General features: G+C 60.6%; 22 protein-coding genes. 6 read left to right on the plus strand and 16 right to left on the minus strand.

Translation table 11 applies throughout. The features are described from left to right. Positions 1 to 43: 43 nt before the first annotated feature. From CRO48_RS28325 to traC, 4 genes are all read right to left on the minus strand, one after another. A complete protein-coding gene (locus CRO48_RS28325; RefSeq protein WP_064334951.1) occupies positions 44 to 301 on the minus strand; it encodes a WGR domain-containing protein in 258 nt (85 codons plus the stop codon). Positions 302 to 549: 248 nt separating this feature from the next. Beyond that, complete coding sequence (traG, locus tag CRO48_RS28330) at positions 550 to 2,478, minus strand: Ti-type conjugative transfer system protein TraG (RefSeq protein ID WP_097143051.1); 1,929 nt, start codon at positions 2,476 to 2,478, stop codon at positions 550 to 552. Next, positions 2,465 to 2,680: a type IV conjugative transfer system coupling protein TraD gene (gene traD, locus CRO48_RS28335; protein WP_176526930.1), complete on the minus strand. Its 216-nt coding sequence runs from the start codon at positions 2,678 to 2,680 to the stop codon at positions 2,465 to 2,467. The genes traG and traD overlap by 14 nt, the downstream gene beginning before the upstream one ends. A 4-nt stretch (positions 2,681 to 2,684) precedes the next feature. Next, the gene (traC, locus tag CRO48_RS28340) at positions 2,685 to 2,981 is read right to left on the minus strand and encodes a conjugal transfer protein TraC (RefSeq protein ID WP_064334954.1); all 297 of its coding nucleotides are present in this window, start codon (positions 2,979 to 2,981) and stop codon (positions 2,685 to 2,687) included. A 247-nt stretch (positions 2,982 to 3,228) separates the two neighbouring features. Here traC and traA point away from each other — a divergent pair, with 247 nt between their 5' ends. From traA to CRO48_RS28365, 5 genes are all read left to right on the plus strand, one after another. Beyond that, complete coding sequence (traA, locus tag CRO48_RS28345) at positions 3,229 to 6,531, plus strand: Ti-type conjugative transfer relaxase TraA (protein WP_097143037.1); 3,303 nt, start codon at positions 3,229 to 3,231, stop codon at positions 6,529 to 6,531. A gap of 35 nt (positions 6,532 to 6,566) precedes the next feature. Next, on the plus strand, positions 6,567 to 7,058 hold the full coding sequence (traF, locus tag CRO48_RS28350; protein ID WP_407071962.1) for a conjugative transfer signal peptidase TraF: 492 nt from the start codon (positions 6,567 to 6,569) through the stop codon (positions 7,056 to 7,058). Further along, the gene (locus tag CRO48_RS28355; RefSeq protein WP_097143039.1) at positions 6,979 to 8,226 is read left to right on the plus strand and encodes a conjugal transfer protein TraB; all 1,248 of its coding nucleotides are present in this window, start codon (positions 6,979 to 6,981) and stop codon (positions 8,224 to 8,226) included. Before traF ends, CRO48_RS28355 begins: the two co-directional genes overlap by 80 nt. Before the next feature lie 13 nt (positions 8,227 to 8,239). After that, positions 8,240 to 8,869, plus strand: coding sequence for a TraH family protein (locus tag CRO48_RS28360; protein ID WP_097143040.1), 630 nt, complete (start codon positions 8,240 to 8,242; stop codon positions 8,867 to 8,869). Between the two features lie 319 nt (positions 8,870 to 9,188). Continuing rightward, entirely contained in the window at positions 9,189 to 9,497 is a 309-nt protein-coding gene (locus CRO48_RS28365) for a transcriptional repressor TraM (RefSeq protein WP_097143041.1), read from the plus strand. 3 nt (positions 9,498 to 9,500) lie between these two features. On the opposite strand, the gene traR is transcribed toward CRO48_RS28365, so the two are convergent. The 8 genes from traR to CRO48_RS28405 all read right to left on the minus strand — a co-directional run bounded on the left by traR (position 9,501) and on the right by CRO48_RS28405 (position 18,964). Further along, positions 9,501 to 10,205: an autoinducer-binding transcriptional regulator TraR gene (gene traR / locus CRO48_RS28370; protein ID WP_097143042.1), complete on the minus strand. Its 705-nt coding sequence runs from the start codon at positions 10,203 to 10,205 to the stop codon at positions 9,501 to 9,503. A gap of 112 nt (positions 10,206 to 10,317) precedes the next feature. Continuing rightward, positions 10,318 to 11,229 (minus strand): FAD:protein FMN transferase, encoded by a 912-nt coding sequence (locus CRO48_RS28375; RefSeq protein ID WP_097143043.1) that lies wholly within the window; start codon positions 11,227 to 11,229, stop codon positions 10,318 to 10,320. Between the two features lie 3 nt (positions 11,230 to 11,232). Then, a complete protein-coding gene (locus tag CRO48_RS28380) occupies positions 11,233 to 11,832 on the minus strand; it encodes a nitrous oxide reductase accessory protein NosL (RefSeq protein WP_210202039.1) in 600 nt (199 codons plus the stop codon). After that, the gene (locus tag CRO48_RS28385; RefSeq protein WP_054149282.1) at positions 11,829 to 12,650 is read right to left on the minus strand and encodes an ABC transporter permease; all 822 of its coding nucleotides are present in this window, start codon (positions 12,648 to 12,650) and stop codon (positions 11,829 to 11,831) included. The genes CRO48_RS28380 and CRO48_RS28385 overlap by 4 nt, the downstream gene beginning before the upstream one ends. Then, on the minus strand, positions 12,647 to 13,546 hold the full coding sequence (locus tag CRO48_RS28390; RefSeq protein WP_097143044.1) for an ABC transporter ATP-binding protein: 900 nt from the start codon (positions 13,544 to 13,546) through the stop codon (positions 12,647 to 12,649). The genes CRO48_RS28385 and CRO48_RS28390 overlap by 4 nt, the downstream gene beginning before the upstream one ends. Continuing rightward, a complete protein-coding gene (locus CRO48_RS28395) occupies positions 13,512 to 14,840 on the minus strand; it encodes a nitrous oxide reductase family maturation protein NosD (protein WP_097143045.1) in 1,329 nt (442 codons plus the stop codon). Before CRO48_RS28395 ends, CRO48_RS28390 begins: the two co-directional genes overlap by 35 nt. Positions 14,841 to 14,843: 3 nt before the next feature. Continuing rightward, positions 14,844 to 16,775 (minus strand): TAT-dependent nitrous-oxide reductase, encoded by a 1,932-nt coding sequence (gene nosZ / locus CRO48_RS28400; protein WP_210202040.1) that lies wholly within the window; start codon positions 16,773 to 16,775, stop codon positions 14,844 to 14,846. 32 nt (positions 16,776 to 16,807) lie between these two features. Then, positions 16,808 to 18,964 carry a NosR/NirI family protein gene (locus CRO48_RS28405; RefSeq protein WP_097143046.1) on the minus strand — a complete coding sequence of 719 codons (2,157 nt, stop codon included), beginning with the start codon at positions 18,962 to 18,964 and terminating at the stop codon, positions 16,808 to 16,810. A gap of 265 nt (positions 18,965 to 19,229) precedes the next feature. On the opposite strand from CRO48_RS28405, the gene CRO48_RS28410 reads away from it, so the two are divergent. After that, a complete protein-coding gene (locus tag CRO48_RS28410) occupies positions 19,230 to 20,153 on the plus strand; it encodes a DMT family transporter (protein WP_097143047.1) in 924 nt (307 codons plus the stop codon). On the opposite strand, the gene CRO48_RS28415 is transcribed toward CRO48_RS28410, so the two are convergent. The 4 genes from CRO48_RS28415 to CRO48_RS28430 form a co-directional block, all read right to left on the minus strand. After that, positions 20,143 to 20,931 (minus strand): ABC transporter ATP-binding protein, encoded by a 789-nt coding sequence (locus tag CRO48_RS28415; RefSeq protein ID WP_054149276.1) that lies wholly within the window; start codon positions 20,929 to 20,931, stop codon positions 20,143 to 20,145. The two genes, CRO48_RS28410 and CRO48_RS28415, sit on opposite strands and share 11 nt — an antisense overlap. Beyond that, complete coding sequence (locus CRO48_RS28420; protein WP_097143048.1) at positions 20,928 to 21,995, minus strand: FecCD family ABC transporter permease; 1,068 nt, start codon at positions 21,993 to 21,995, stop codon at positions 20,928 to 20,930. The genes CRO48_RS28415 and CRO48_RS28420 overlap by 4 nt, the downstream gene beginning before the upstream one ends. Continuing rightward, complete coding sequence (locus CRO48_RS28425) at positions 21,992 to 23,092, minus strand: ABC transporter substrate-binding protein (protein ID WP_097143049.1); 1,101 nt, start codon at positions 23,090 to 23,092, stop codon at positions 21,992 to 21,994. The genes CRO48_RS28420 and CRO48_RS28425 overlap by 4 nt, the downstream gene beginning before the upstream one ends. Positions 23,093 to 23,170: 78 nt before the next feature. Next, entirely contained in the window at positions 23,171 to 23,740 is a 570-nt protein-coding gene (locus CRO48_RS28430; RefSeq protein WP_097143050.1) for a helix-turn-helix domain-containing protein, read from the minus strand. Positions 23,741 to 23,785 lie beyond the last annotated feature (45 nt).

The following is a 23,785-nucleotide window of genomic DNA, read 5'->3' on the forward strand; positions in this document are numbered from 1 at the left end:
AGAAAACCACAGGAAACAGCAGCCTCGGGATGTTGAAGGTGTGTCATTCGGCGCAGCGAACGTTGCGATAACCCCGCTTTCGTTTCGTACGTTCGAGGCGCGACAGCGCTGTATCCGCATCTTCTTGAGAGTCGAAGGTTTCCATCATCGTCTGACCGTTAGATCCGATCCGGCCCCAGTTGCGGATGACGGAGGCGCCACCAAACAGGGTCGGCTGGATCGCGAGCATATAGAAGCGCCGCATATTCTGTGTAGCGTCGATACGGTGAAGATGAACCAGGCGTGTTTCCTCGTTTTGCATGCCCGGATTCTCGCGTCTTTGCGAGCCCGCGTCCAACGACTTCCATGAATCGGTGCGGTGTGATCGATTCATCTCGCTGATGGTTTTCCCTTCCGGAGGAAGAGGGGCGTGGGCGAGGCGGCTTTGCCGCACGGCTCTATGCGCTGGAGCGCACCGAACCCGCCAAGCGGTTTCGTCCCATGCGGGTTGCGATCCTCTCGCGGATCGGCTTACGCCGGCATCAGACAAAGCCCGTTTGAGCGCGGCTCTCATCCACCTCTCTCTTCTTCGCGATGGAACCTGTTCTGCCCGACGCAGGCCTTCATGTCGTCGCGCCGGAACCAGATGGCTCGACCGCATCTGAGCGGCGGATTGCCTGATGTGAAGACGATCTGTTCGTCGCTGCGCATGCGCAGCACTTCGTGCGGCATGATCAGTGGCCGACGGCTGAGCTGCTTCGATCGCGATCGCGACGATCCCTTCATCCCGGTCGAATGGTTTGTCTGGTCGACCTCGACCGTCGTGTCGCCGCAGCGTTTCGAGATGTAGTCGGCCGTGTCCGGATCATTGATCGCGGCGAACGAGATCCACGACGCGGACTCGAACCATTTGCTGGTCGCGTCACGGCCGCCATAGGCTTCGCGCATCTGGCCGATAGACTGGAAGATCATGGTGAGCGTGATGCCGTATTTGCGACCGGCGTCGCGCGCGGTTTCGAGGATGCGCAGATAGCCGAGGCGCGCGACCTCGTCGAGCAGGAAGAGCGTGCGTCCCTTGACCTTGCCATTGCGGTTATAGATGGCGTTCAGCAGCGAGCCGATGACGACGCGCGCCAGTCCCGGATGGGCTTCCAGGACCTTGAGGTCGAGCGCGATGAACAGGTCCGCTCCGCCCTCCGCGAGATCATCGGTCGAGAAACTGTCGCCTGACACGAGCGCCGCATAGTTCGGATAGGACAGCCAGTGCGTTTCCTTCACCGCATTGGCGTAGACGCCGGAAAACGTCTCCGGTGTCATGTTGACGAACACGGCAACGTTCTCCTTCACGAACTCGGATTCCGACTGCTCGTAGATCCGCGTCAGGCGCTCGCGCAGCTTCGGCTCCGGCTCGGAAAGATTGGCCCTTACTCGGCGCAGCGTCTGGTCCTTCTCGTCCGTGTGGCCGGAAAGGCAGACGTCGGCGATCAGCGCCGTCAGGAGCTGCATGGCGGATGCCCGGAAGAAGTCGTCGCGGGCCGACGCGGTGCGCGCATTGTCGGTCATGATCCAGGTCGCGACCGCGACAATATCCTCTTCCTTCGTGTTGCCGTGACGGCCGATCCAGTCGAGCGCGTTGAAACCGATCGCGGGCGTGGCGGGATCGAGCACGATCACGTTGCGTCCAGCCTTGCGCCGGTGATCGACAACCATCGGCGCAACCTCGCTCGACGGGTCGAGCACGACGAGGCCGCCGCCCCATTTGAGCGCGGTCGGGATCGTCACGGATGTCGTCTTGAAGCCGCCCGAGCCGGCGAAGACGATACCGTGCGACGAACCGAACGAGCCGTCGAAGCACAAAAGTGGAGACTTGCCGCCGGCGCCCCAGCTCCGCGCCTCATCGGCCCGGAACGGCATGGCCGCTACGCTGTCCTTGTCGACACGGTAGCGTTCACCGATCACGATGCCGCCGGCATCGGGAAACAGCCTGGCGGCGTCAGCCACCTTCATCCAGTCGGCCTCGCCGTGCACGGCCCGCTTCCCCGCGATCCGCCGCGGCGTTGCTTTCGCGAAGGCGCCGTTCCCCCTGATCGCGACGCGCAGTGCGAAAATTCCTGTGAAGACGGCCGCGCATGCGCCAAGCATCGCCGATGGATCAGTGTAGGCGAACACCGACTGGCCGTGAGGCACCCGATCGACGAGAGCGTGGAGCCGCCACCCCTCGCGTGCGATCGCTGCGATGCAGACGACGGAAGCACCAGCCAATACGTTCAAACCGGCAGTCTTGATGTTGGCCGCGCCCGCCGTCGCGAACAGGGCAATCACGCCGATCGCGGCCGCGGCCGCGTAGGGCAGGGCGAGACCGATCCGCCCGAGCATCAGTTTCGCCTGAGGCGATGCTCCGAAATCCGAGAGCCAGGTCTCAATGCCCAGCATTGCCAACATGGTGGTGATCATCAATGCCGCGGGCAGGGTCGCAAGAAGGAGCCTATTCACCGTCAGGACCAAACGACTCCGCACCGATTGCGGTCAGGCGCGAGCGCTCCGTTTCGTCACCGCGGATACGCCCGGCAGCATCGATCAGCAGCCCCAGCAGCAGCGCCCGTTTTTCGTAGCGCAGGCCGGCCTTCACAATCAGGCCGCCCAGCTCGATTTTTTCGCGCGTGTCCTTCTTACGGGCATCGGTCGATGTCGTTCGCCGCATCCGCTCAAGCCTCGCCAGAGCCGCCCGCATCCGCGCCAGACGCGACCGCCGTGGACGTGTCGCCGCCGGTCCTGCCGTCGCCGGCATTCTTCTTTCCGGTCGTCTGTCCCTTGCCTCCGCGAAACCGTCCGGCGATGTCCTCGAACGCCGCCTGAAGTGCGGCTTCCTCGATCTCGATCTCGCCGAGACCGGCCTTCAGCGCGATTCTGCCGATGCGCTCGGCCTCGCGTGTTTCTGCTGCTTTGAGCTGCTCCTGGAGCCTGGCGATTTCTTCCCTGATCTTCGATGACGGTTTCTTCATGCCGGTGGCACTCCCTGGCTGTCTTGGCGTTGCATGCGCGACGCCAAAACTCCTCCGGATGCCCTTGGAAGGAAATGTGCAGATTTGCACGTCGGCAAGGCCTACACTTTGGAGGATGATCCCGGCCGTTCCGAAGGAGCGGTTCCAAGGGCGCAATTATACGTCGCTGACGCGACGCCTTGCGTTGGGCTCTGAATGGCCTGGCCAGCTCCGACGAACGAGGTTCGAACCAGGAGCTTTTGTCGCCGTGGCCATTGCCCACTTCTCCGTCAGCATCGTCAGCCGCGGCGACGGCCGCAGCGCCGTGCTGTCGGCGGCCTACCGGCACTGCGCCAGGATGGAATACGAGCGCGAGGCCCGCACGATCGACTACACCCGCAAACAGGGGCTCCTGCACGAGGAGTTTGTCTTGCCCGTCGACGCCCCGAAATGGGCGCGGATGCTGTTAGCCGATCGCTCGATTCCGGGAGCCTCCGAAGCCTTCTGGAACAAGGTCGAGGCCTTCGAGAAGCGCTCCGATGCGCAACTCGCCAAGGACCTGACCATCGCGCTGCCACTGGAACTGACGCCCGAGCAGAACATCGCGCTCATACGGGATTTCGTGGAGAAACATATCCTCGCCAAGGGCATGGTCGCGGACTGGGTCTATCATGACAACCCCGGTAATCCGCATATCCACCTGATGACGACATTGCGGCCGCTCACCGAGGACGGATTTGGCGCGAAGAAGATGCCGGTTCTCGGCGAAGACGGGCAACCGTTGCGCAACAAGGCGGGAAAGATCGTCTACGAGCTCTGGGCCGGCGGGACGGATGACTTCAGTGCTTTTCGTGACGCCTGGTTCGAGCGTCTCAACCATCACCTGGCGCTGAACGGGATCTCGCTGCGCGTCGACGGCCGCTCCTACGAGAAGCAGGGCATCGATCTTGAGCCGACCATCCATCTCGGCGTCGGGGCAAAGGCCATCGAGCGCAAGGCGGAGAGGCAAGGCGTCCGGGCGGAGCTGGCACGGATCGAGCTGAACGAGAAACGCCGCAGCGAAAATACCCGCCGTATTCTGCGCAATCCCGCGATCGTGCTCGACCTGATCACGCGGGAGAAAAGCGTCTTCGACAGCCGGGATGTCGCGAAGGTTTTGAACCGGTATGTCGACGATCCGGCCGTGTTCCAGCAGCTTCTGGCTCGGATCATACAGAGCCCGGAGGTGCTGCGTCTCCAGCGCGACACAATCGATTTCGCGACCGGCGAAAGAGTGCCGGCCCGTTACACGACGCGCGAGCTGATTCGGCTCGAGGCGGAGATGGCGCGTCGATCGAGCTGGCTCGCGGCAAGCGCGTCGCATGGCGTCTCTGACAAGGTGCTGGAGGCCACCTTCGCCCGTCATTCGCGTCTGTCGGAAGAACAGCGGACTGCCATCGAGCATGTTGCGGGTTCCGCGCGCATCGCGGCCGTGGTCGGCCGCGCAGGTGCTGGCAAGACCACCATGATGAAGGCGGCCCGTGAGGCGTGGGAACTCGCCGGATATCGCGTGGTCGGTGGTGCCCTTGCCGGCAAGGCGGCCGAGGGACTGGAGAAGGAGGCGGGCATCGTCTCCCGCACACTCGCCTCCTGGGAGCTGCGGTGGCAACAGGGGCGTGACACGCTCGATGCCAGGACCGTTTTCGTCATGGACGAGGCCGGCATGGTCGCCTCGAAACAGATGGCGGGATTCGTCGAAGCCGTCGTCAGGGCGGGGGCGAAGATCGTGCTCGTCGGCGATCCCGAGCAACTGCAGCCGATCGAGGCGGGTGCTGCCTTCCGCGCCATCGTCGATCGCATCGGTTACGCCGAGCTCGAGACGATCTACCGCCAGCGCGAGGAGTGGATGCGGCATGCCTCGCTCGATCTCGCGCGCGGCAACATCGAACAGGGGTTGCTGGCCTATCGCACTCGCGGTCATGTCGTTGGAGAAAACCTGAAATCGGAAGCCGTCGAGAGCCTCATCTCGGCCTGGAACCACGACTACGATCCCGCCAGGTCGATGCTGATGCTGGCGCATCTGCGCCGCGACGTCCGCATGCTGAACATGATGGCGCGCGCAAAGCTGGTCGAGCGCGGTATCGTCGGAGAGGGACACGTCTTCAGGACCGCCGACGGCACCCGCCAGTTCGACGCCGGCGACCAGATCGTTTTCCTGAAGAACGAGGGTTCGCTCGACGTCAAGAACGGGATGATCGGCCGTGTGATCGAGGCCGCGCCCAACCGCATCGTCGCGGTGGTGGGCGAGGGCGATCAGCGCCGGCAGGTGAGGGTCGAGCAGCGGTTCTACAACAATCTCGACCACGGTTATGCCACCACGATCCACAAGAGCCAGGGCGCCACCGTCGATAGGGTGAAGGTACTGGCTTCCCTTTCTCTGGATCGCCACCTGACCTATGTCGCGATGACGCGCCATCGAGAGGACCTTCAGGTCTATTTCGGTCGCCGCTCCTTCGAGATGAACGGCGGGCTGGCCAAGATCCTATCGCGGCGAAACGCCAAGGAGACGACGCTCGACTACGAGCGCGGTACGCTCTACCGCGAGGCACTCGCCTTCGCCGAAAACCGAGGGCTGCGCATCTTGCAGGTGGCGCGAACATTGCTGCGCGACCGGCTCGACTGGACGCTGCGCCAGAAAAGCAAGCTCACCGATCTCGCGAGCCGCCTTCGCGCTCTCGGCGAACGGCTCGGCTTGCGGCAATCCCCGCCAACCCAATCAGCTAAGGAGTCGAAACCCATGGTCGCCGGCATAACTCGGTTCGAGAATTCCGTTGCGGACGCGGTCGGGCAAAAGCTCGACGTTGATCCCGCATTGAAGAGGCACTGGGAGGAGGTTTCGATCCGGTTCCGCTATGTGTTCGCCGATCCCGAAACTGCCTTCCGGGCGATGAACTTTGACGCCGTGCTGGCGGATAAGGACATGGCGCGACAGGCGCTTCAGAAGCTTGAGGCCGAGCCGGCGTCGATCGGTCCTCTCAGGGGCAAGACCGGCATTCTCGCCAGCAAGGCGGAGCGCGAGGCGCGCCGTATCGCCGAGATCAATGTGCCGGCGCTCAGGCGTGACCTCGAACGCTATCTGCAGATGCGCGAGAGCGCGGTGCAACGGCATGAAGCCGAAGAGAACACGCTGCGCCAGCGTGTCTCGATCGACATACCGGCGCTGTCTCCGGCCGCGCGCGCCGTGCTGGAGCGCGTACGCGACGCGATCGACAGGAACGATCTGCCGGCCGCACTTGCATATGCGCTGAGCAATCGCGAGACGAAGCTGGAGATTGACGAGTTCAACAAGGCTGTGGCCCAACGGTTTGGCGAACGCACCCTGCTGACCAATGCCGCACGTGAGCCATCGGGCAAACTCTTCGACAAGCTCTCCGAGGGAATGCAGCCACAGGAGAAGGAACGCCTGAAGGAAGCTTGGCCGATTATGCGCGTGGCCCAGCAGCTCGCCGCCCATGAACGTACGACCGAGACCCTGCGGCAGGTAGAGGAATTGCGTCTCGCGCAGCGCCAGACTCCGGTTGTGAAGCAATGAGGCGGCGCGGCGCGATGATGCTGCTGAGCGCGTCAATGGTGGCTGTCACTTGCTTTATCACAGCGGCGTTCGTCGGCGGTTATAGGTTGAACCTGACGCCGAGCGAACCGGTCGGGCTCTGGCGTATCGAGAAACTCGATCGTCCGCTCGAGGCCGGAGATCTCGTCTTCATCTGCCCGCCCCCGACCGCAATATTCGAGGAGGCACGACGGCGAGGGTATCTCCGACGAGGCTTGTGCGCCGGTGGGTTCGCGCCGCTGATCAAGATGATCGCAGCACTTCCCGGACAGCATGTCGAAATCACGGATCACGTCGTGATCGACGGCGGTTCCCTTGCCGCATCTGTCGTCCGGAAGACGGACGGGGAGGACAGGACGATCACGCCATTTCCTGGTGGCATCGTGCCATCAGGACATCTCTATCTCTACTCTTCTTTTGCGAGCTCCTATGACTCCCGATACTTCGGGTCGGTCCCCGACAGCGGCCTTCTCGGCCTTGCCCGGCCGGTCATCACCTTTGATCCGTGACCACATTTCTGACCATTGGCGGTCTGTGTTGCTCATCCTCGCATCCGTTGCCTGCGGCTCACTCGGCTGGAGCGGCAATGTGCTCGCCCTTCCGCTTGCGATGCTCTTCCCGGCGCTTTGGGCGATGTCGCCGTCGCGCAGGGTCGCGGCACTCGTGTCGGCCGGCTATTTCCTGGCGGCCTCGCGCGGTCTGCCGCAGGGCGTCGCCAACTTCTATGCTGCCGATCTCTGGCCCGGCCTTCTGCTTTGGCTGGCGGCCTCGGCCTCCTTCGTCGCCGTGCATGCGGTCGCGTTGACAAGGCATCCGGGAAAAGGAAGGGCGTTCCGCTATCTGGTGGCTGCGGCGCTGACGGGGCTGCCGCCCTTCGGCATCAGCGGATGGGCGCATCCGCTGACCGCAGCCGGCGTACTGTTTCCCGGATGGGGATGGTGGGGCCTAGCTGCGGCTGCGGCCGGCTTGCTCGTCATGGTGACGAGATTTTGGTCGGCTGCCGCCATTGGCCTCGCAGGCTTCTGGCTCTGGTCCACTGCCACGTGGACAGGGCCGAATCTACCGGAAGGATGGATGGGCGTAGACCTTGAATTGGGACGAAGCCTTGGCCGGGACGGGTCGCTCGAGCATCACCGTGGCCTGATCGCCACAGCGCGCATATCCGCAAGTAAGGGCGCGCAAGTTGTCGTTTTTCCGGAGAGCGCGCTCGGCTTCTGGACGCCGACGGTCGCTCGCCTTTGGCGGGAGGGGTTGAACGGGCTCGACCTCACGGTCGTCGCCGGCGCAGCCGTCATCGATGCGCAAGGCTACGACAACGTCATAGTGGCGGTTGGTTCCGGCGCCGCTGGCATCCTCTACAAGGAGCGCATGCCGGTTCCGGTTTCCATGTGGCAGCCATGGTTGCGATGGACAGGGCAGGGCGGCGGCGCCAAGGCGCACCTGTTCGCGAACCCGGTCGTGGAGGTTGGGACAACGAGGATTGCGCCGCTCATCTGCTACGAGCAACTCATCCTCTGGCCGGTCCTGCAGTCGATGCTGCATTCCCCTGGCGTCATCGTCGCAACGGGTAACGGCTGGTGGACCGAAGGCACCTCGATCGTTGCTATCCAGAAGGCGAGCGTGACCGCCTGGGCTAAGCTCTTCGACCTGCCCGTCGTCATGGCCTTCAACACATAATGGAGATCGCCAGATGGTCGATGCTGCCCTCATCAAGCAATGCGCCGATCCGGGCTTAAAGCCCGCGATTGTCGAACAGTTCATCGAGCGGGCGGGGTCGCAGGAACCACTCGCGATCACGGTTCGATCCGGGAACCGCATTGTTCTGGTGCCGAAGCCCGCCACGTCCGGCGAGGCGATGGAACTGATCCGCCAGCATGTCGGCCGCAACATCGTGCGTGTCGGCGTCACCCAATATCCGGCGGGTCTTGGCATCATGGAGGCCGGAGCGCTGAAACCGGACCTGGTCGATCCTTGTGAAAATCTCCGCATGGGCTCGGCGCTCTTCGCCAAGGTCTACCGGATCGTCATGAAATGGTATGGCGACCCGACGGCGAAGGAAGTGCTGCCACAGGTATTCGATGATGCGATCATCGCCTGGCAGACGGGGTATTTCGAGGGAGTGGCCGTATTTCGCGCGCAGGACCCTGGTGAGGTGAAGGCCCCTGAACGTGGTAGGGACGAGCCCACGAGCGACGCTATCGAGGAGTTAGCAGATTCTGCTGGATTGGACGCGAGCAAGCCCTCTGAGGACGCGGCCCACAGCGACGATCCCAACAAGGCGGGTATTCGTGTCGATCTCTCCGGGATCGGTGCCAAATGACATTGATGCTCGCGAAGGTCAGTATGCCACAGCATGATCATGTGCATGTTTGCACTGGCGAATTCAGCGTCCGCCATCTATAAGGGCGGGCAGGGCAGTACGCGCTGCCTCGGGGTGTGGAAACCCCTGCTAGCAGTTGATGTCGGCTGTTTCGACATCAGAATCCTCTGACCATTGTGGCCGGGGGCCTGTGACGTATGTCCAGGTGCCTCGGTACTAAAGGTCGCAGGACTGTCTAGCACAGTTTCCAACCCCCGGCTTGGGATCAGGGATTAACGTTTGCGGGGGCGCACCGCGGACAAGCCGGAGATTGGATTGAATGACACCGGACGCGCCGACATCGGAAGACAAACTGGAAATGCGTCCCGTGTACGGGCTGACGCAGGGTCTGCCCAGGGCAGACCTGGAGAGCTTGACGGTGGATGCTATCCGGACCCATCGGCGTCTGGTCGACGATGCAGACCGGCTGTTTCAGGCTCTGCCCGACACCTACAAATCCGGTAAGGAGGCGGGCGGTGCGCAGCACCTCACTTACATCCAGTCCTGCATGGAGATGCATGCGCAGATGTATGTGGTGAACACGCTGGTCACCATTCTTGGTCATATTCCGAAAGTGTCGGTGAACTGAGGCTCAGATCAGCTTCCTGCGGATAGCGACGGCAGTGAGATGGGTCAGTGTGTGCACGTCAAACCGCTTCTTCGTTTCGGCGATTTTGACTCGAACGCTGTTGTATTTGACGCCCTCAAGGTCCGCTGCCTCCTCCATGGTCTTCCCGACAGCTATCCAACTCAGATAGGCCGCCCCTTTGGGATCCAGAGCAATCGGCTCCTCGATACTCGGGGTCGAATCAGCAAAATTGATGCGGGCGTGGAGTTGCGCAACTGCGGATGCAGCTTCGACAGGGTCGATCTCGCGGTCCAGGTCGATGGCCGACTTCTCCGAGGCAAGCGTAAACATCGCCATGGACCCATGTGCGGCCCTGACGGGTACCGTGATGCCGGAGCGAATTCCGAAATCGGCTGCATGGGCAAAGAACGAGCGTTCAGCTTTGGTCAGTCGTTGATTGTCCTGCTTAATGCTCCAGGTGAAGGCTCGCTTCAGGGACTTGGCGCGTCGAATGACGGGGTCTATCGCAAGATAGCCTCGCGCGAAGTAGTCGGATTGAAACTCACGACGATAGTTCGAGATTGCGAGTGAGCGTCCTGGCTGGATGTTCAGATAGGCATAGCCTATAAAACCGATATGTTCGGTAAAGTTTGCTAGCGCGTCCTTCAATATGCTTTCATCGCCAGGAATGGCGGCGAGGTCGGTCAGCTTGTCCAGCCAGTGTCGCATTTAAAATTCCTTGTGGATCGTCAGTTAGAACAGATCATGTGATCCCTTTATATGTAGGCATTCTTCAATGCAACCTTTGATTGCATAAGCATAATTATGGAACTCTAGACGCTCATACTGCCAATTCCAATCGAGAACCTGGGAAGCCTTGTACAAGAAGCTCAATTTGACTTACGTCGTTGAGAAGGCAAGCAGTCGTTGACAGCGCATCTGCAACTGCCGCGTTGGGTGCTGAAATCGACACAGCGCGCCAAATCGCCGGTGCCGGTGTTCCGCTGACGGGATCGAGAATGTGGCTCTGCCGTCCGGCACCATCGAATGTTGTACCAAGAGGAGAAGATGTGGCGAGAGCGCGTTGTCGTAAGCCGACAAACTCACCGCCTTCTAGACGAACCGGCCAGTCGTCACCAATCGGCCTGCCGCCAAGGGCGCGCAATTCGCCAGTGTCGATCAGTATGTCCGACAGCCCTTCGGCTTCCAGCAACGAAGCCACACGGTCGGCGACGTAGCCTTGGCCAATACCGTTTAAGGTTAGTGCCATTCCCGGCCGAAGCCTGATCCTCGCTGAAACCATCTCGACCTTCTCCCAGCCAACAAACTCTTTCGCCGCAGCGATCGCTCGCGCGTCCGGTTGCGTGCCTCGAGCCGCCGCTTCGGCCCAGACTGCCCAAAGCGGCTGCACAGTCGGATCAAACCTTCTGCCGCTGGCACGGTTCATGGCGCTGGCAAGCGACAGGCATTCAAGAAGTTCGAAGGGCGGATTGTCGAGCTGGCCCTGCCTGTTCAGGCGAGCTAGCGCACTATCTGCACGATAAAGGCTGAGAATGTCCTCCAGCCGATCGATTTCGGCCATGACGCGAGCGGCAATCGCTTCCCCGTCTGGATGGTCGATCCGGAGCGATGCGCGGGCGCCAAGCGCTTGTCCGGTCCAACGTTTCGAATTGTGCTGTCTTGCACGTGCGGCGGTCGGCAAAAGCGCAAGCGCGGCGGAAATCGCAATTAGTCGGCGACGTGTTGTCAGCATAGCTCAGCCTCCAGCATTGTTGGGCAGGGCACGCAAGCGGTTCTGGAGTTCGGCATCACCGTCCCCCGAGTTCGAATTGGGTTCGATGTCGACCGGGGTCAGCACCATGTCGTCGGTAATCTCGTCAAAGGAGAGTACTTTGCCGCCTTCGGCAAGAGCAAACAGCAAGGCCTTCTCGCGGCTCGAAAACGGCACGGCCTCCGGCGCTCCCATGCCGCCTTGCCGGACCGAACCGATCACATAGACGGCCTTCTCGACGGCGATCCAGTTGCCGTCACCTGGATTATCCCAGGTCGCGCCTGTGGCTCCCATATCGTTGACGTAGACGGCAACGATTGGCGCCATCTGCTCTGGCCCCCGCATATAGGCGATGGCATCACGCACCTGGCTGAAGAATAAGGGGGCAGGCATGCCCTCAAGAAACACCTGGCCCTTTGGGCCGGGATGCTCCAGCAGATTCATCTGGCAGTAATGACCTAGAGTCTCGACGGTCATATCCTGCGGTGTCGTATCCTGAGCAGTTTTTTCCTGACAGGCCACCAGCAGCGAGAGCGAGCCAAGGATAATGATGGAACGTAGCAAAGATCGCATGCGCAAACTCATGGCGTCACCTTTCTGAAAGCGGCAAGCGCCAGTGTGATAGCCAGCAGTGGCCAGACAAATAGTGAAGCTGCGGATTGCCAGAGTGGGATAGCCCCTGCAGCGCCGCCTATACCGCCTGCAACCGCGACCGCCTGCCCAGCCGACAGGTTGAAGACGCGAAAGGCATCCGCCGGATTGGCAAGCAGAGCAACTGGCAAAGCCCGCGTGGTAAAGACGCCACCGCCATCGGTGACAATCAGAGCCAAAAGCGCGAGATCATAAAGCACAACGGCGACCAGCCAGAGTGCGACCGCAAGACCCGCTGCCCCAGAGGGGCGCTGTGCTAGGGCAGACAGCGCATACCCCGCGCCAAGGAAGGTCGCGCCCAGCAAAACCGAAGACCAGATCAGTCGGACCATGGAGCCGATGCCCTGAATCGCACCCGGATCGGACCAGACCGCCATCACCAGCGCTGCGCCATAGCCGAGCGTTACCGCGAGCGCGAGGATCGCCAGGTGCGCCAAAAGTTTGCCAAGCAGGATCTGAAGGCGCGAGACCGGATAGGTGAGCAGCAGTGGCAAAGTACCGCGCTCCACCTCGCCAGCCACCGCATCGAAGCTCATTAGCAGCGCCAGAAGCGGAACAAGGTAGACGGCAAGCGAAGTCAGCGAGGCGACCGTCACCGAGAGCCGGTCAACGTCGACATCACCCGTGGGCGCTGACCCCGCAGCCGCCAGTACGAGCGCGAAAAGCACCATCATGCCGGTCGCGATCAGCACCCAACGATTGCGAAACGCGATGCGGAACTCGCTTGCCGCGGTGGCGAGGATACAGCTCATTGCCCGTCCCTCCGGCTGAAATGGCTATAAATGTCCTCCAGGCTGGGTGGGATCACATCAAGGTCCGCAACTTCCGGGCCGAGCGCGGTGATGCTGGCAAGAAGCGGCAGCTTGTCCGCCTGCGGGCAGGAGAAGCGCAGCATGCCGTCAGAGCCGATAGTGGCTTCCGGAAATACCGCAGCGAGCGAAATGGCACGCCCTTCCGCCGGACGAACGAGGAGCGTGATCGGCAGGGCAGCCTGTGCACGCAAATCGGCAAGCGTACCTTCCGCCACCAATTGCCCTCCCGACAGGATGAGAATGCTGTCGGTGCGCGCCTCGACCTCGGTCAAGACATGCGAGGAGAGCAGGATCGCCGTGCCATCGGCCGAGAGGCCATCGAGCAGGTCGTAGAAATCCCGCCGCGAGACCGGATCAAGGCCCGAGGTCGGCTCATCGAGCACCAGAAGACGCGGGCGGCCGATCAGGGACTGGGCGAGTCCCACGCGCTGGCGCATGCCCTTGGAATAGGTGCCGATCCGCCGTCGCGCCGCATGCGCAAGACCGACGCGGGCCAGAAGCTCGGTCGCGAGGCGGGGATTCTCTCCACGTAGTGAAAGATAGTGGCGGATCTGCTCTTCGCCGGTCAGTGCCGGATGAAAGGCGACGTTTTCCGGCAGATAGGCCACCTGCATGCGCGCGGCAGCCGAACCCGGCGCTTCACCGCAGACTGTGACTTCGCCACTGTCGAAGGGAATAAGGCCAAGAATGATCTTCATCATTGTCGACTTCCCAGCGCCGTTGTGGCCGAGCAGCGCAGCACGCTTTCCAGGCGCCAAGGTCAGCGAGACCTGTTTCAGTGCCTCTACGGACTGGAAGCGCTTAGTGAGCTGAGAGATTGTCAGGGTCGGTGTCATCATAGTTTCCTGTTGCCCAGCGGCCGGCGGCCTCGGCTTCAAAGCGGAGAACGTCGTCGGGCACGGCGATCGTCAGCGGGCGCATCAATGGGGCACTGTCGCGCACACCGCCGGGGAAGGTGGCTGGAAAATCGCGCTGGCTCCAGCGCACAAGCTGGACCGCCGGTGAGCCTATCAGCAGGCTCGCAGCAGGCTGCGACCAAAGGATCTGGTCCATCACGTCATTGGGGCGATAGAAGCTGTCGGCGATGCCGTCACCATTAAGATCGAAGGCCGGATGGTCTGACCAGAAATTGCCCCTGCCCTCATGGCTCCATTCCATGTTTCGGGTGCCCACATATTTCACCTGCTCGCGGTTGGCGATGAAGGCATTGCCGGTCAGCACATTCTTTTCCGAACCGGCCGTGAAGTGGATGCCAATGCCGCAGCCATCAAAGCGGTTGTCCCAGATCAGGTTTTTGTGGGCGTTGTAGATGAACAGACATTTTTTTGTGCCGCCACGCACCAGATTGCCAGTGACATCGGCATTGTTGGCATAATTCAGCATCAATCCGTGTTCACGATCGCCCAGGCTCAAATTGTTCAGGATCCTGGCCTGGTTCGAGAACATGATGGCAAATCCAAGATGATTGCCGATCGAGACATTGCCGGAAATCTCGGTGTTGCGGGTGTACATAAAATGCACGGCAAAACGAAGGTCGCGCATGACATTGCCGCGATAGACGCTGTTGGAGCTGGCGTTGGAAAAGATGCCGTCACGACCAAAGCGAATACTGTTGTTCTCCAACAAGGTGCCGGGGCTGTTCCAGACATAGATACCATTACCGCGCTCGTTCATACGCGGGCTGTCGGTCCCGATGATCTCATTGTCAGCAACCACGACATCCCGACCGCCATGCACGTCGATACCGTGCATATTGCCGGTGACGAGCAGCTGTTCGACACGGGCGCGGTCGGCTCCTTTTTCGATCTTGACCCCAGAATCGAGCTCCTGGTTGACCCGGCCGGAACCGGTCACCGTAAAACCTGTAAGTCGGACATCGGGTGCGGTAATCGTCAAAACGCTGCCTGAGCCCTGGCCATCGATAATCGCGCTGCGCGGGCCAGTGATGACCAAGGGGCGGTCGACGACGACGGGGCCGAGATAGGCCCCGTCGCTCAGTGTGAGGACATCGCCAGGTGATGCCTCGGCGATGGCTGTAGCAAGACTGCCGGTGCCCGGCGCAACCATGCGCTCCGCAGCCGAAAGCGGCGAGTGGAGAGCAAGGATGAGAAGGACAACGGCCAGCCGCATGGATCAGGCCTCCTTCGGTTCGACGAACATGCGCCCGCGCATTTCCATGTGCAGGGCATGGCAGAACCATTGGCAGTAATACCAGTAGACGCCGGCATTGGCGGCAACGAAGGTGACTGAGCTCGTCTGCTGCGGCCCAATCTCGATGGCGACACCGTGATTGCCCATGGTGAAGCCATGCGTCAGATCATCGATATCGTCGAGATTGGTGACGATGACCGTGACCTCGTCACCTTCCTTGACCGTGAAGCTTTCCTGGCTGAACGCCGGAGCCACGGAGGTCATATAGACGCGCACCTTGTTGCCATCGCGGATGACGGCATCTGTCCACTCGTCGATGTTGACGCCATCGGCCTCGGCCTGCTTTCGGGTGTCCGCCCACATCGGATCGTTACGGTCCCAGGTGGAGCGAATGTTCGGCAGGATCGAGGGCGCGACCGCGATCGCATCATGCGGCTCTGCGAATGTCGGGCCGTCATGTACAAGCTTCATCTTGTCGCCAGAGATATCGATCAGCTGATCGTTTTCCGGCTTAAGCGGCCCGACGTTCAGGAAACGGTCCTTGGAGAACTTGCACAGGCAAACCATCCAGTCATTTGAAGCGTCGAGCGTTTCACCCATGACCGTCTTCAAGTGACCCGGCTGGTACTGGACGTCGATTTTGTCCTTGATCGGATTGATCTTCTCGCCGGCATAGGCCTTGATGGCGTCCTCGATGTTCCACTTGGCCACCTGGCTGTCGAGGAATAGTGAAGTGTAGGCATTACCGCGACCATCGAAGGCGGTGTGCAAGGGCCCAAGGCCCAGTTCCGGTTCGGCGACGACGGCGCTACGCGGCTCGGCGTTGTCATAGAACAGCGCGTCGAACTTGGTCACGTCAAGCACAGTGACGGTGGGCGAAAGCTTGCCGGCGATGCACAGGTGCTTCTTGTCCGGCGCCATGTTGCAGCCATGTGGATTGTTGGCGATCGGGATGTATCGCGTGAAGAGCGACTTGGCTTCCTTGCGGCCGTCGACAACTTTAACGCCGTTGACTTCCTCATACTGACCAGCGGCGATCGCCTTTTCGATTTCGGCCAGGTTAAAGACAACAACGTGGTCCATCTCGGACTTGGTCATCTCCTCCAGGTTCATGCCCATTTCGGAATTGTAGCTGGTCGAGAAGGCCCATTTGCCTTCGTAGTCGGCATCGCAATTGTCGAGATTGCCCGACACCTTGACCTGCCAGGCGACATCCCACTTCTCGGCATCGACGGCAGTGAAGATGTTCACATAGGTCGACACATCCGTCATCGTCGAGCCGTCATTGACAAGCGGCGCTTCGTCCTCGCCGTTGCAGAAGACGTAATTGGTCTTGGGCCACTTCTGCGGACGCATGCCATGGATGCCCTTGGCATTCGGGATTTCCAGGATGGCATCGGTCTTCATGACATCGCAACGAACGCGGGCAACTCGGGTATTGGCCTTGTCGTTCATGAACAGGAAGCGGCCGTCATATTTTCCTTCGGTGAAGGACATGTGGACGTGGTGCAGGTCGCCATTGTCATGGATCTTCTTGCCGTTGGCGGCGAGCTGCTTCTTGGTCTTCTCGGACATCGTCCGCTGATGGATGCGGATCGATTCATTGGTCTGGCCCCAGCCGGTAGCCGAGCAACGGTTGAACACGGGCACGCGCATCAGTTCACGCATCGACGGGATACCGAGAATGCGCATTTCGCCGGTCTGACCCGAGGACCAGAAGCCGTAGTAGTCGTCGAGCTTGCCGGGCGCGACGGAGCCATCCCCTTCGGCGGCTGCAAGCGCCGGCGTCGCCATGACGCCGGCCCCGATGCCCAGCGCACCGGCTCCCATGCTTCCGGCCAGAACGGCAGTGCCGGCCGTTGCGCTGAACAGCTCTCGCCGGCTCAGGCCCTTGGTTGCTTTCGTTTCCATCATCGATGTCCTTCTTCAGTTAGACTATGACTTCGTTAGACTTTGGCGGCGGTTGGGTGGGGTGGCGCGCCGCCGGGGCTTGCCGCGAGTCTGGCCCTCGATTTCATCTTCTTGATCACGACGGGACAGACTGTTTCGGACTGGTAGAGCACCTGACAGTGCAGGCAGTTGATGCATTCGTTCGGATTGATCTCGCCGGTCTTGTGGATGGCCTGGACCGGGCACTGGTTGGAGCAGGTCTGACAGGGATTTCCGCACTCGTGGTAGCGCTTCAGCCAGTCGAACATCCGGATACGGGCGGGGATTGCGAGTGCCGCCCCCAGTGGGCAGAGATAGCGGCAGTAAAAGCGCTCGACGAACAGGCCGGCGACAAGAAGCGCGACCGCATAGGCAACGAATGGCCAGGCGCGGATGAACTTCAGGATGATCGCGGTCTTGAAGGGTTCGATCTCGGCCAGATGTTCGGCCTGCTCGACGCTCATCAGGGAGACCCCAAACAGGCCAAGAAAGATCATGTATTTGAGAGGCCAGAGGCGTTCATGCAGTCCCCAGGGCAGGGTCCATTGCGGAATGTGGAGCTTGCGTGCGACCTGGTTGGTGAGCTCTTGCAGTGCACCGAATGGGCAGAGCCAGCCGCAATAGGCGCCGCGCCCCCAGAACAGCAGGGCTGCCGCCACCGAGAACCACAGGATGAAGGTCAAGGGATCGAGCAGGAAGGCCTGCCAGCTGAAGCCGGTGACGAGGCTGCCGAACAGCGCCATCAGGTTGACCACGGAGAGCTGGGCATTGGCATACCAGCCGAGGAAAACCAGCGTGACCGTGAGGAAGGCAATCCTGAAGATGTAAAAGGCCCGGGCATTCCTAACGGCATAGGTCTGGAAGAAGAACACCGCCGTCAGCACGAACAGCATGGTGCCAAGAACCGCGATCTCCAGCGTCTTTTCGCGCCAGATGCGCTTCCATAGATCCGCCTGGGCGGAACCCTCGTCGCGATCGGCGACGGCGGCGACCTCGACGGGAGGAGCGGCGACGGGCTTCAGGTATTTCTGCGGCAGTTGGTAGCCGAGGTCGAAGGTATGGAACACCTTCTCGATCGGCCCGACCTCGCGATGCGCCAGAAGCTGGATGCGGAACGGCTTGGCCGGATCGAAGCCGACATTGGCGGGTATGCGAAAAAGGTCCATCTCGGTGAAATCGGGCGCGCCGGAGAGCGCGATGTCCCCAAGTCGGCGATGATCGCGGTCGCGGAAACGTACCGACACGTCGTCCTGGATCAGCACGATGCGGTCGAAAATGCCGCCGCGCACATAGCCGGAACCCTTGAACGAATAGAGCCCCCTGCCGACGATGGCGATGGCGCTTTCGCCGTCCTTCAGCCAAGCCGTCAGATTGGCCTCCTCGGCCGGCCCCAGCAGGGCCTTGCCAATGGCCGGCACCGAGACCAGCGCCGCATGCATGTCGATGAAGGTCGTTTCCGGCGGCTCGGTCAGCGCACGCTCGCGGGCACGCGCATCGGCATGTTCGGCAAAGGCCGCATTGACTTGAGCGACATCGAGCGACAGTCGCCGGATTGTGCCGTCCCCTTCTGCTTCCATCCAATCGGCCGGCGCGATGGCCTGCGCATCCAGCGTAAAACGCGTGCCCGCCTGTTCGCTTTCGGGGGTCAGTCCGCCAAGCCCAAGCGCCCGCGCCACCTTTAAGCCGGAGCGGACAATTGAGTCGTCGATAACCATGACGGTAACGGTGGCGCCGGAGATGATGTCCACATCATGTGCGGTACCGCCGGATTTCGCCTCCGCGACGAGGTCCAGTCCAGCATATGCGGAAACCAGGCCCTTGACCTTGGCTTCCGGGATGCCGATCAGGACGATGGGTTCAGAATGCTTAACCAATTTCACGCCGATGATCTTGGCGTCGAGACCAACCGCCACCAGCGTGTGGATCGGCTTGCCAGAATAGCCAGTCGTGCCGACGAAATCAGAGGTGGCAAACACCCAGCCCACAGTCTCGCCGCCCTTCAACACGGGCGCGGCCGCCAGGTCCGCGCGGATGGGACCGAAACCGTCTGCGTCCGGCACGAGATCAGAGACCTTGGCCGCAGGCAGATACTGTTGCAGCACCGATGCCGCGCTGGCTGAGTAAGCCAGGCATAGGGAGGCGCAGAGCAGCATGACCAGACGGAAGAGTTTCATTCCAGATTTCCCGCAAATCGTTGCAGGAGCATTGGCGTCTTCCGGGCGCAGGATCCTTGCGCTAGATCAAGCATCCAGGCAATTCGCGAATGATTGCATGCGACTGACAAACGTCGGTCAAGTGCGCAACGAGACAGCGGCAGACTGCTACTGCCGGACCGCCGCTCAACCTCTCGACTTCCCCGGCGAACAGTGACATTGCACGCTTTGGCGACGACCAGAGCCGGGTCCCATCCAAGGTTTAGACAGTCAGTGGTGGTGGCACATGAAGGATGAGAGCAGCGTGAACCAGGAGCAGTTAGACCGCCCTGCCATCGGCATCATTCTGCGCATTCTCTCAGGTGCGCTGTTTGCGGCTATGGCTATATTTGTCAAAGCGGTGTCTGCCGATGTCCCGGTAGGACAGATCGTGTTCTTTCGGTCAGCGTTTGCGCTCATTCCGCTCGTCGTTTTCCTCTGGATGAGAGGTGAGTTTCCTGGCGGGCTAGCGACAAGGCGGCCGCTCGATCACCTGCTGCGATCGGCACTCGGCGCAGCGGCCATGTTTGCATCCTTCGCCTCGATTGCCCGCCTGCCACTCGCGGAGGCAACCTTGCTTGGGTACCTCTCTCCGATTTTCACAGCGATTGCGGGCGTAGTCATCCTTTCAGAACGGGCCACGGCCTGGCGGGCAGCAGGGGTGATACTGGGAACTCTTGGCGTGGTGGCACTTGTATGGCCCGAACTTGGTCAATCAACGGCGCACGAAACCCGCCTGATCGGTTTCGGCTTTGGTCTGCTAATGGGTCTGCTCACCGCATTCGCCTTGATCATGGTTCGCAGCCTAAGTCGGACAGAAAGTCCAGGCGCCATCGCATTCTATTTTGTCGTGGCCTCCATGATCGGCGGCATCGCGACGCTGCCATTCGGCTGGGCGGCGCCGAGCCTATCTCAATTTCTCTACCTGGTAGGTGCCGGCATTTTCGGGGGCTTTGCACATATCTGCATGACGCTGGCCTTTCGCTATACTGAAGCCTCGCGTCTTGCCCCTTTCGAGTATCTGGCAATCCTGTGGCCGATTCTGGCCGATCTCATCCTGTTTGGTGAGCCACTGACACATCCCTTTCTCCTTGCCCTGCCACTGGTTCTGGCAGGTGCCGTCGTTGCGGCGCTCGAGGCAAGTCGGCGCGCCTCGAGCCTCAAGGACTAAGCCGAATTGGAGCCACTGACCCTTCGCGCACCCGCGCCAGCGGGACGATGACCGAGCCGGTCCTGCAGGAGGTTAGCACCTCCGCTTCGACACCGTAGACTGAACGAAGCACTTGGGGCGTTACCACGTCATCAAATCGGCCTGAGCCAGCCAGTCCGCCATTGCGCAGCAACATGATGCCATCGGCGTGACGGGCAGCCAGGTTGAGATCATGAATTGCAATCATCACCAGAGCACCCGTGCGCTCGACATAGGCTCTGAGTATTTCGAAGACCCGCAATTGATGCGCCAGATCAAGCGCACTCGTCGCTTCGTCTAGCAACAGCAATCTCGGCGCACGCAGCAGTCGTTGCGCCAGTAGCACCAGTTGCTGCTGTCCACCCGAAAGCGCGTGGATAGGACGCGATGCCAGATCCTCGATACCAAAGGAGCCGAGAATACCATAAGCCGCCTCCAGCACATCGGCGCTCACTCTCCATCCGAGCTGCTCATGCCGCCCGAGCAACACAACCTCAAGCACCGAAAGGCTGGCGCGGATCTGGCTGTGTTGCGGCATGTAACCAAGATTTTGAGCATCGACACCACGGCCGTTGAAAGTAATCTCGCCGCGATGAGACAATAGTCCCGCGACCGCACCGAGCAGGCTGGATTTGCCACAGCCATTGGGTCCAACAAGACCGATGATCTGACCGGGAGCAAACTGGGCTTCAACATCGCTCAAGACGATGCGGCTTCCGAACTGGACACCGACCCGATCAAAGATAAGACCTTCACTCACTTGACACCTCCCTCAGCGCCGCGAGACAGGATCACGGCAAACAGCATAGGAATGCCTGCGATCGCAGTGACGATACCGACCGGGATGACCGCGGCCGGTGAAATGAATTTTCCAAACACGGATGCACCCACGAGGATCACTGCACCGATAACTGCAGACAATGGCAGGGCAAAACGATGATCTTCACCGGCGATGAGTCGGCAGACATGCGGCGCAATCAGACCGACGAATCCGATGGTGCCAACAAAGGAAACAGCCGCTGCAGTGAGCAACGCCACGAGAAGAAAGGTTTCCCGCCTCACTTTTTCGACAGATAGGCCAAGACTGCGAGCATTGCCGTCGCCAAGTTTCAGCACGGTCAGTGCCCAGCAGTTGCGGGCGACAAACGGCAGGCAGAACAGCAGGATTGCACCACTGACCGACACGCTCGTCCATGTCGCCTTCAGCAGGCTGCCAAAAAGCCAGAAGACGATCTGCTGCAGCACCTCCGGCGAGGCGAGAAACTGCAACAGCGACTGGATCGATTGAAAGAAAAATGAAACGGCAATCCCGCCCAGCACAAGGATTTCAGGCGATGCGCCGCGCAAGGTAGCAATGAGGTAAACCAAGCCGCAGGCCACAAGTGTCATGGCAAATGCTGAGATTGGAACGACGAAATAGTCCGGAATGGCGAGAGCCCCGCCAAACATGATGGCAAGTGCGGCACCAAACCCTGCTGCGGCCGAAAAGCCGAGCGTGAACGGGCTAGCCAACGGATTGTCGAGGATTGTCTGCATCTGAAGGCCGGCAAGCCCCAGACATGCTCCAACCACCAGCCCCATCACCGTCTGCGGCATTCTCAACTGCCATAGAATGGTTGCTGTCATCCTATCCTCACCGGCTGGCCCTGCAATAAGGCCCTTCAGCACATCGTTGAGAGGCATCCCGGATGGACCCGTCGTCAAATCTAGCAGCATCAGAGCGATCAAAGCCAAGACGGACAGGGCGAGGCCCAACTGACGATACCGGGAGGCGCGGCGATAGTCGCCGCGCACGAAGTCAACCTTTCTGATAGCAATGGTCATTGGCCGACAGCCTGATACGACAAGACGAAGGTGCCATCAGCTTCGATAGGCAGCCAGGCTTTGTAGTAGTCCTTGAGGTTCTGCTCCGGATTGACATCCTTGAAGGCGTCGGGGTGCAATTGCTTGGCGATGTATTGCGCAAAGACATAGTCGGACAAGGTGCGCGCGCCACCATGATAGATGGCATGAACATCACTATTCTTCACAGCGGGGAGTTCTGACCAGCCAGGGCGCCCCAGATAGGCTTTCATCCGTTCGCGGGCGAGTTCGTTGGACGCACCAAAACCGACTGAGACCGACTGTGGCTTGTTCAACCACTCCGAACCTGCCAGAAAGATGAGATCCGGCTTTTGCGCGAGAACATATTCGGGGCTCAGCGGACCCCAATTGCCGATCTGACCCTTAGCGATGTTGTCGCCACCAAGCTTGTCGACCAGCGCTCCCCACATGGTATCACCATAGGAGTTTCCAACCTCCGAAGGCCCCTTTTGAGCGAGTTCCACATAGACCTTCTTGTTTGACGGGCCCGCAGCCTCGACGCGGGCTGCGATATCCGCCATGGCATCCTGGTAATTATCCGCCAGCTCCTGCGCCCTGTCCTGTGTGCCCATCAGCGTGCCGAGCGCCAGCGTCGACGCAACATGCTTCTCCACGGACTGGGCATTGTAGTCGAGGGTCACAACCGGGATCCCGGCGTCGTCGAACTGTTTGACGCTTTCGCCGAGCGCGTCGTAGGACCAAGCAGCGAGGATGACGAGATCTGGCCGCGCCGCGATCACCTTTTCAATCGAGAAGGTATTGTCTTCCGTGTTTCCAACATCGGAAATGGAGGCGAGTTTCGGAAGTGCCTTTTCATAGGCAGCAAATTGGCTCGGCCTCCAATCCTTCCAGGTCGACAGCGACAAGGCCACCACCTTGTCGATTGCGTTCGGACCGACGATTGCCAGATAGTCTTCATAATAGAAGCCAAGGACGACTCGATCGGGTGTCTTGGGAACCGTGACACTCCGCCCCTTCACGTCGGTTACGGTGATATCGGCCATGGCCTGCCCCGCAAGAGCGATCAGGGCGCATGTGCAAAGCAACAGGTTTTTCATAAGACTTTCCTTATGGTTATAACGGGTCGACCATATTGACCCGCAGGGGGATGGAAAAACTGGGTGACGACGTCCCGCTCAGGCAGATGCGGCGCCGTCTGCAATCGCTTGGAGTGCCGGAGTATTCAACAGGGTGACGATTTCGGGCTCATCGAAATCGATCAGCCCAGCGCGTTTGAACCGGGTAAAGCAGCGGCTTACCGTCTCAAGTGACAAGCCCAACCAATCAGCCAGATCACCTCGCCCGAGATAGAGGTTGAAGACAGGGCTCTCGAAATGCGCGCGCTGCGGTCGTGAAAAACGTTCTGAAAGATCGAGGATCGCGCTCGCCACTCGTTCAGGCGCTGTCTTCCGCCCCAGGAGCACGGTGTGCGCTTCGATCCGCTTCATGGCCTCGCAAATCGCGCTGTAGGTTTTATCGACATCGTCGCCATGTTGTCGCTCGATGTGACAATAACTCAGCGTTTCAGCGGTCATCCGGTTCTTGTCGCCGAGAACAATGCCAACCAACGCGCCGGGTCCGACGATGTCGACGATCTGGCGACGTCCGTCTGCAAGAGTCTGGGAAAGAGCGATACAACCTTCAGACAGTCGAAACTGATGATGTGGACGGCCCTCCGAACCCGTCGCGCGAGATGCTAAGATCATTCTGCGCAACTCAGAGAAGGAACCGTGTCATGACTTTCGAGAAGA

The sequence above is a fragment of the Rhizobium subbaraonis genome, assembly GCF_900220975.1.
Taxonomy (GTDB): Bacteria; Pseudomonadota; Alphaproteobacteria; order Rhizobiales; family Rhizobiaceae; genus Mycoplana; species Mycoplana subbaraonis.

Coding starts and splice junctions, on each gene's coding strand:
- CRO48_RS28325 (WP_064334951.1), bottom strand. CDS start 301: ATGCAAAACGAGGAAACACGCCTGGTTCATCTTCACCGTATCGACGCT.
- traD (WP_176526930.1), bottom strand. CDS start 2,680: ATGCGGCGAACGACATCGACCGATGCCCGTAAGAAGGACACGCGCGAA.
- traC (WP_064334954.1), bottom strand. CDS start 2,981: ATGAAGAAACCGTCATCGAAGATCAGGGAAGAAATCGCCAGGCTCCAG.
- traF (WP_407071962.1), top strand. CDS start 6,567: ATGGTGGCTGTCACTTGCTTTATCACAGCGGCGTTCGTCGGCGGTTAT.
- CRO48_RS28355 (WP_097143039.1), top strand. CDS start 6,979: ATGACTCCCGATACTTCGGGTCGGTCCCCGACAGCGGCCTTCTCGGCC.
- CRO48_RS28360 (WP_097143040.1), top strand. CDS start 8,240: ATGGTCGATGCTGCCCTCATCAAGCAATGCGCCGATCCGGGCTTAAAG.
- CRO48_RS28365 (WP_097143041.1), top strand. CDS start 9,189: ATGACACCGGACGCGCCGACATCGGAAGACAAACTGGAAATGCGTCCC.
- traR (WP_097143042.1), bottom strand. CDS start 10,205: ATGCGACACTGGCTGGACAAGCTGACCGACCTCGCCGCCATTCCTGGC.
- CRO48_RS28375 (WP_097143043.1), bottom strand. CDS start 11,229: ATGCTGACAACACGTCGCCGACTAATTGCGATTTCCGCCGCGCTTGCG.
- CRO48_RS28380 (WP_210202039.1), bottom strand. CDS start 11,832: ATGAGTTTGCGCATGCGATCTTTGCTACGTTCCATCATTATCCTTGGC.
- CRO48_RS28385 (WP_054149282.1), bottom strand. CDS start 12,650: ATGAGCTGTATCCTCGCCACCGCGGCAAGCGAGTTCCGCATCGCGTTT.
- CRO48_RS28390 (WP_097143044.1), bottom strand. CDS start 13,546: ATGACACCGACCCTGACAATCTCTCAGCTCACTAAGCGCTTCCAGTCC.
- CRO48_RS28395 (WP_097143045.1), bottom strand. CDS start 14,840: ATGCGGCTGGCCGTTGTCCTTCTCATCCTTGCTCTCCACTCGCCGCTT.
- nosZ (WP_210202040.1), bottom strand. CDS start 16,775: ATGATGGAAACGAAAGCAACCAAGGGCCTGAGCCGGCGAGAGCTGTTC.
- CRO48_RS28405 (WP_097143046.1), bottom strand. CDS start 18,964: ATGAAACTCTTCCGTCTGGTCATGCTGCTCTGCGCCTCCCTATGCCTG.
- CRO48_RS28410 (WP_097143047.1), top strand. CDS start 19,230: ATGAAGGATGAGAGCAGCGTGAACCAGGAGCAGTTAGACCGCCCTGCC.
- CRO48_RS28420 (WP_097143048.1), bottom strand. CDS start 21,995: ATGACCATTGCTATCAGAAAGGTTGACTTCGTGCGCGGCGACTATCGC.
- CRO48_RS28425 (WP_097143049.1), bottom strand. CDS start 23,092: ATGAAAAACCTGTTGCTTTGCACATGCGCCCTGATCGCTCTTGCGGGG.
- CRO48_RS28430 (WP_097143050.1), bottom strand. CDS start 23,740: ATGATCTTAGCATCTCGCGCGACGGGTTCGGAGGGCCGTCCACATCAT.